The sequence below is a fragment of the Capnocytophaga sp. oral taxon 338 str. F0234 genome, assembly GCF_000192225.1.
Taxonomy (GTDB): domain Bacteria; phylum Bacteroidota; class Bacteroidia; order Flavobacteriales; family Flavobacteriaceae; genus Capnocytophaga.
On record NZ_GL872414.1, the window covers coordinates 1 to 8,652 of the forward strand.

The 8,652-nt window shown below is 44.8% G+C and carries 1 protein-coding gene and 1 pseudogene; both read left to right on the forward strand.

What is annotated here, in order from left to right:
• Nucleotides 1–1,678: pseudogene (locus tag HMPREF9071_RS10780) on the forward strand (hypothetical protein); the annotation flags it as partial.
• A 38-nt stretch (nucleotides 1,679–1,716) separates the two neighbouring features.
• Complete coding sequence (locus HMPREF9071_RS10785) at nucleotides 1,717–8,454, forward strand: T9SS type B sorting domain-containing protein (protein WP_009401270.1); 6,738 nt, start codon at nucleotides 1,717–1,719, stop codon at nucleotides 8,452–8,454.
• Nucleotides 8,455–8,652 lie beyond the last annotated feature (198 nt).

The following is an 8,652-nucleotide window of genomic DNA, read 5'->3' on the forward strand; positions in this document are numbered from 1 at the left end:
TTTCAAGATCTCATCACATCAAGAAGTAGCGCAGAGTTGTTATGGGGTGAATGATGGGAAGATGCGAGCGATAGTAGAGAACTATGGTACGGGCAGTTATAAATGGAAAGTAACGACATCAGCGGGAGTGAATGTACAGCCATCTACGGGATGGAACAGTCATAATAATGGCACTTTAGAGGTGAATAACTTAGCGCCGGGCACTTATAAGTTAGTATTGCAGTCAACCCATCAGAACAAGTATAATGGCAATACGCCTTGTGAGGTAAGTGTGGACTTTACCATAGGGCATAGAGAAGAGTTGAAAGTTACGGCGAATAAGACCGAGATCTACCTCAACTGTGGAGTGAATCAGTTGGATACTAAGTTTTATGATCGGGCAACGCCGTCCAACGGGGTTTATAAGATAGAAGGGGGAGTACAGCCATATAAGATTACGGTACACAAGCAAGGGAGTCCAGGTTCACCAGAGGTGATACCGAGCAATACATTCCAGTATATATTAACAGAAGGCAAATGGGATGTAGAGATTACAGATGCGAATAACTGTTCGCCTAAGAATTTTGTTCTTGAAGTGAAGAAGCGCAATACTTTTGCTACGATATCGGTAGCGATGAGTGATTGTAGGACGTCTAACACGAAGATGCGCGTAACGACCACCTATAATGGAGGAGGTAACGGAGGTGTACCGCTTAAGTATGAGTATATGAATATCTCAGGGGGGACACCAGCGAGTTGGACAGTGAACCCAGCGGGGACAAATAATCCTGAATTTGATATGGCGAGCTGGTCGACAGGCAGATATAGGATACGAGTAAGTGACCAGTATGCATGTTCTATAGAGAAAGACATAGAGAAATCTCCAGAGATCAATCCTCTTAATGGGGGTGATTATATAGTAACCCATAACTCAGTGTGTGGAAGTGTTCAGCAAGGAGGTTCCATTACGGTTACCCGTGTAACAGGAGGATCAGCTTCTCCGTTGTACCACTATGCTTTTGTAGAAGCAGGACAGACTCCAAATGATAGTGACTATACGGCTAGTGCAAGCAAGACCTTCCCTTATACAACACAGGACAAGCACTATGATATTTATATTAAAGATGTTAATACCATTCCGGTAGCCTGTGGTAAGAAGGTAGTGGGCAATGTAGAGATAAAAGGAGCGGTTCCTACGGAGATAGACCCAAGTACGAGCAACATTATCGTTCACAGTGCTACTTGTACAGGCGAGAGTGGAAAGTTAGTGATAAGGCAGATTAAAGGACGTGGTCCATACCGAGTAAGATTGCAACGTAATACACCTACCCCTGCGGTAACCTTCCCAGAGGTAGTGATTCCAGCCGCTCCTACGGTAAATAATTATGAGATACCAGGATTGGAGATAGGAACCTATACCTTAAGGATATCCGATGAGGGGAATAATAACTGTGAGCCATTGGGCAGCAGTGGTTATAACTTTGAGATAAAGGATATGCATATTACGGTAGGGAATACAACCTTTACCACACCGAGCTGTACGGATACGACAATGGGCTTTACCTTAAGTGGAAGTAGTGATATACAGCCGGCATCTGATTATGAGATCGTATACCGAATTATCAAAGAGAATGGCAATGCTTATACGGGTCAGGTAGTGCATGGCAAACCAGTGGAACTTTCACGGGTTATAATATAGGCAGTAGCTATACAGCGCAGATAGGAGTACGTCTTAGGGTGGCTCCCAATACGGTGGTATGTACTAAGGAGGTGCCTGAGTTTACTTTGCGACGCAGTCAGGATTTGACCTTTACACCAGAGAACTTTACGGCAAATTGTAGCACCTTTGACTTAAAGGTAACTTTTGCCAATGGTAGCTATACACAAGTACAGTTTTTCTTGAATCACGATGGAGCTCCTGCAGAGATGCAGAGTTCACAGTTAGGACCTATGACAGGGACACCGACCCATACTTTTACCGGATTACAGAAAGGTCGTACCTATATTGTATACGTACATTATCAAGTAGCGGGAGGAAGTCTATGTAAGGCAAGTAAAGAATTCCGTTACGAGGATCACACAGAGGTACCTTTATCTACAACAATAGATCCTAATGGGGTATCTGGGGTAGCATGTACGCCAGGGGCTACAACAACAGTAGAGTTTAAGGTAAATATCACTGGAGGGCAACCACCTTATACCTTTAGGGTATATGAAGTACAACCCAATGGTTCATTGACTGCTGCTTCAGGGACAACTACTGTGACCCCTCCTATACCTCCTTCCACAGAGTATAAGATAAGCCAGACAGGGCAGAATATTCCTGCAGGACAGAGCAAGCAGTATGCGATAGGGGTTTCAGATAGCCATACCCCTGTTTGTACTACTTATACAAGGAATATAACCGTAAGGACAACGACAACTCCAATGAACTTGGTAGGAGGAGGAACAAATCTTACCTTTACCAATACGAAAGCGATTGGCTGTGATGGTACCTCAGGCGGCTTTACCTTGACTGCCTCCTCAGGCTTTACAGGAGGCGTAGGACCTTTTACCTATAAGATACTAAAGGCAAATAATCCGCTTTTGCGTAGGAATATCATTGTAAGGAATGTAGCGAAAGGCACTGATCCAAGCTTTACCTTCCGTCCGACAGATTTCACTACCTTGCCATTCCCTGCGGGCTCTACCTTGACCATTACGGTAGAGGATGAAGGGACAGGATGTGAGATTACCTTGACCTCACCGATGACAAGTATAGGACAGTTCTCTAATAGTCAACATAAGGCGAAGTTTACCATATCGATAAACAATGCCACAGCGTGTACGGGAGATACCTATGATATGATCCTTACCTTAAGCGATTTGAATGCTCCAGGGGTACCAAGTGCACCTGTACCGCCATATAATGACCATACAAGTTATGAATATTCTATAGATAATGGAATTCATTGGACAACCTTTACTGCGAATCCACAAACGATAGCTATTCCGGCATTGTTTGACCATAATAAGGTAAAGGTACGTCATAAGGAGAGCAAGTGTGAGGCAACGAAGACTATTCTACCTCCTGTGCCATCACCAGGGCAGGTATATACCTATCCTAAGTTGAAGTTTACCACAGCGAAGGAATCCGATGTAATTTGTATACCAGGCCCTCCTAATAAGACAGTGGCGAAGATCAAAGTAACTATTCTCAGTGGTTCTGACTTTGTTCCACCAGGAGTTACCTTGCCTACTTATCCAGGAACGGATCACTATACCATTCAGGTAAAAGATGCCGGAGGAACAGTCATACCAGGGGTTACCGTTACTTGGCCTACTCCTCATAGGGTTGCTATTGTAGAGGTACCTGTAACAGGAGGAACTCCTCCTACTATTACCAACTTTAAGGTAGAGGTTAAGGATAATGGGAATGCCTATTGTAATACCTTCCAGGCTGCTGGAGGCACAGTAGGACCTTTCAAGAATACGGAAGATGATAATGCGCTAAAAGCGCGCCATAGCCTATCACATGAAGATGCCTCAGGCTGTCAGCCAGGTAGTGAGACCGGTAAGCTTGTATTAACTCGTAATAAGACAGCTAATGCTCGTGAAGAGGGAAGTTATACCTATGAGCTTACTCGCTCAGCCACAGCAGGAGGATCTTATAGTGTAGTACGAAATATCACAGATGCGGATATCACCCAAGAGGATGCGACAAAGGTAGTCTATACGATACCAGGTCTTAGGAAAGGCTACTATAAGATAACGATCAAGCAATCTCCTAACGGAACTTGTCCGGTAGAGATTACCAGTGGAGCCGCAGAAGAGATTAAGGAACAGACTTCGATAACTGAGGATGCTACCCAAGGAAATGCTCAGCTATACCAGATGGGTTGTGATGCACTTGCGAGTGCGGATGCAGCTAAGATAACAGCAAGGATTCCAAGCTTTACCAATGCAACCCCAAGAGAGAAAGCGTACTTGTATATCCCTGTAAAGGGAGGGGTACCTCCTTATACCTTTGAGGTGATAGAGGCAGGTAGGGTTATAGCCACTAAACAAGGAACAGTAACGACTCCACCAACACCACCTGCAGTAGCGAGTGATTACCAAGTATTTGAGTTGGAGGATAGAGGGGCTAACTATACCGTTGCTTGGAAGGTAACCGATGCACGGGGTTGTAGTATAGAGAATGCTCCAGGGGTTAGCTTTATGGTTCGTACCTTGGCTAAGACCCAGCAGGTAACGGTACGTAGGACGCAACAGATGGCTTGTAATCCGGCTATAAATGAAGAGTTAGAGCTTACCATTAGGCGTAATATAGCAGGTACTAATACCAATGGTTATGATGCTTATATAGAACGTATTCCAGCACCACCAGCCACTGCAGTAGTTGTACAGAACTATGATGGAACAAGAGAACCTGCGGGAGCTACTCCAGGAACGATTAAGCTAACGCTTCCTAATAACCTTCCAGCGGGTGAGGACACAGCAGAATATCGTATTACCTTAAAGGATTTGGATACGAACTGTACTTACACACTAAGTGAACTTTACCGAGTAACAAGGACGCCAAAACCAACGGTGAATGTATCGGTAACTCAGGGAGCATGTAATGATGGATCTGCCACACCAGCTCCTACGCTCAGATTCCGAGTAGAGGTATCAGGAGGAGCGTATGAACAAGGCTATAGCTATAAGATAATAGAAGTAGGTGGTGGTGGCTTCACAGCAGGACCTTTCACGGACTCAGCTGCGGTGAGTGAGAAAGAGGTAACCGTCAGTGGAGGATGGACAGCGAATACGGCAAGAATCTTTAAGGTGGAATTGCAGGTAACTCATACCCAGTGTTCAGCGAGTGCACAGACTCAGGTAAGTATTCCTAACACGGTTACCGCTACCAGTGCTTTACTCAGTCCGATGACCTATTGTGGTACCCAAGCACAGAATGATGCGGTAATAGGACTTACCAGTGGTATCACAGGTGGCTGGGGTGCACCTTATCAAATACGTTTGGTGAGTGTTGTCTCAGGAGGTACGCAATCAACCCCATGGGGTACGGCAACAGTCTTCCGCAATATAGGGGAAGGTACCCACCATATAGAGATTAAGGATGTGAAAGGCTGTGAATATAAGTTATCACCATTTACGATACCTCAATGGAGTGCTTCAATGGCACTTACCAAAGGGACTGCTACGGTAACTAATCCGACATGTAGTGGTGATACAAATGGAAAGATTGTTCTCAGTGGTGTAACAGGAGGCTCCGTAGTCGCTCCTGCGACCCCAGTACCTCCTACCTATAGTTATACCTTATATGATAAGGCGACAGATAGAGCCTTAGGGCGAGTACAGGGAGATGATGCAGGGCATACAGGTCAGGTTACCTTCACAGGGATAGGAGCGGGAACCTACTATATTAAGATAGGAGCAGCCCTCTTATGTCATGATGATTGGATTAAGTCAGATGATATTGTAGTGAAAGATCCTGGAACGATTATCGCCCGTGCGAGTCTGTCCACATATCCAGGGTGTGCTACAGCGGGAGATATTCGGGTAGTGGTGGAAGCACGTCCGAACATGGATCCTACACGATCTCCATATACCTTTACCCTTTATGAGGTTACCTCAGGCAGTAGGGTAGCTGTACCGGGTGCTACGGCTTCTACTTCAGGAACAATTCCTGGTGAGGTTACAGCCACCTTTACAGGTGTGATACCACGACCTACCGCAGAGAAGAAGTATGAGGTAGAGGTCAAGGATAACAATGGAGCAGCAGATGCTTGTATAGGCACAAGTAATGTAGTTACGGTAGATAAAGTAGAGGATATCACCGCAACGATAGATATGGATAATACTACCGCTCACCTCAACTGTTTTGGCAGTACCTATGGTAAGATTACCGTAAGGGCACGAGGGGGAAAGAATGATGAAGGCTATCGCTTTGCCATCAGCCCAGTACCGTCAGGGGTAACCTCTCCTAATACCACAGGGGTATTTGAAGGTTTACCAGCGGGCACTTATACCATTACGGTAGATCAAGTGAATGGAGGTTGTCCAGCAGTAACGAAGACCCAAGTCATTACAGAAGAGCCTAAGTACCGAGCCCAATATGAGGTGAAGAATGTAGAGTGTAATGGAATGAATAATGGAAGCTTCAAGGTGAAGAATATCAATCCGACCACGAAGTTGGATGGCAGTGTTAGGAAGTTTACTTATGCGATAACACCTCACTTGGATCGTTTCTTGGATAATGATGGCAAGTTTGAAGGGTTAGCACCAGGTAAGTACTATGTCATCATGCAAGATGAGAATGGTTGTCGTCCAGAGATTTTGGATGAAGGGGGTACGCCAACGGGTAGTGATATATTTGAATTTACCATTACTGAGCCAGAGATACTCAGTGTAACGGTGAATGATGATGCTACGGTACATGAGAGTTGCTTTGGAGCAAACGATGGTAAGACGAAGTTGCGTATCTATGGAGGAACCGCCTTTACGGTACCCCCTGCTTTATCTAAGTATAAATATTCTAAGGATGGAGGAGCTACGTGGGAGGATTATAATGAGAGTCAAGGCATAGAGAATTTGGCAGCGGGTGATTATACCTTCATGGTTAAGGATGCGAATGGCTGCCAGGCAACAGCGGCACAGATGACTATAAAGTCAGGATCAAAAGTAAGCTTACACCTCAATGAGATAGGCTACAGGTGTGTAGATGGGGTACTTAAGTATATTGTAGAGGCGAGTGTTACTCCGGCTACGGAAGCTTTGAATGTACGATATCAGTTGAATGGAGTGGCACATAACAATGCACGTTTTGAATTGGAGGTTGACCTAACAGGAGGAACCACAAGGACTTATGTGATAAGTGCGATACATTCAGTGGCAGGGCATGGTGATTGTAAGAAGGATCAAACGGTAACGGTAGGGCCACAAACGGCATTGAGTATTACTTTGGTAAATCGTAAGGCAGTGAAGTGTAATGGAGGCAAGGATGGATCTTTCACTATTGCAGGAGCTGGCGGATCTGGACATTATCAGTATGGAATTAAGCAAGCTGATGGCACTTATAATTGGCAAGATAGTGGTACGTTCAATAATTTGGAAGTAGGCTCTTATACGGCTGCGGTGAAGGATAAGGACTTTGATTGTATTGTAGAGAAGAGCAATATCCAGATAGAGGAACCTAATAAGATAGTGATAACCCAGGTAAGAGTGAAACATGTAGGATGTAAGGGCGCCTCAGATGGTAGGATAGAGTTCAACTTTTCAGAAGGCACACCGGTGTATAGCTGGGAGGCATTCAAGGCGGATGGTACCACCACAGGACAGCGAGGTAGCAACTTGTATTCTACCGATACGGCAGTGGTTCAGAATCTATCGGCAGGTAAGTACTTGATAGTAGTTAAGGACTCCAATGGTTGTGAGCAGACGAAGAACTTTGAGATTATAGAAGGAGTAGACCTCAAGGGAGAGATTGTACAGAATTACCACTGTAATTCCTCAATAGGGGCGAATAATGTAGTGCTCAGGGTAGGAGCGAGTGATACGGCAGCAGCGGCAACGTATGATGTATATGTATCGGTAACCACTCCATACTTGGTACTTTCTCCGGGCTCACATAGTGCAGCGAATCGTTTAAGATATGGCTTTACAGGGAACTCTACTACGGATAGGTATGAGTTTTCAGGAACCACTCCGATAGGAGATGACAATACGCATAATATGTATCAGATACGTGGTGCAGATCTGACCACTCAGTTAGCTTCCGTAACGCCTATTCGTGAGGATGCAGCACAGGGGACAAAGACGTATAAGATGTATCTGTACTATTATGATAAAGACAACCCTGCCATAGGAGATCCTGCCTTGTGCTATGAGGAAAGGGAATTCACCATAGAATACCATGATCCGCTTAAGATTACCAACCAGAGCATAGCCAATGACTTGAACTTAGTGAAGGTGAAGGTAGAGGGAGGTAAGCAGAAGTATACGGTATACTTTGGTTCAGCTGAATATAACACAGTAGAAGAGATCAAGGCACGTCATGTACAGAGAGAGACAGATGTGGTCTCTGGCAAGGAACTCACCTACTATGTACAGAAGACGGATTATGAGGAACTCAATCCAGCCACAGGCAAGATAGAGAAGAAGATACGAGTATATGTAGAGGATGAGAAAGGTTGTGCGCACTCAGTATTCATCTATAAGGAATTTGAGGATGTGGTGATACCGAATTACTTTACTCCGAATGGAGATGGTCAGTATGACACATGGGCACCGTTGAACTTGGCAAGTTATCCACAAGCAGAGACGAAGATTTATGATCGTTATGGACGTCATATAGCGACATTGAATAACCACCAAGAATGGGATGGTACTTATGGAGGGAAGGAGCTACCAGCGGGTGACTACTGGTATATTCTTCAGCTCAATGAGCCGGATGACAACCGTACCTTCAAGGGACACTTCACTCTTTACCGATAGGAGAGGGAAGGACGTTTGAAATAGAGCGATAAATAATAATATAGAATAGAAAAACCAAGAGCGGAGCATGAAGAGATTCGTGCTCTGCTTTTTTGTTTAAGGCGAGGGGCTTAGGGTACTTTGTAGAGTATTTTTTCTTGTCTGTGGAAGAGGCTGAAGGAGATTTTTTTAATGAAACTTAAGCAGTGAATGATTAAA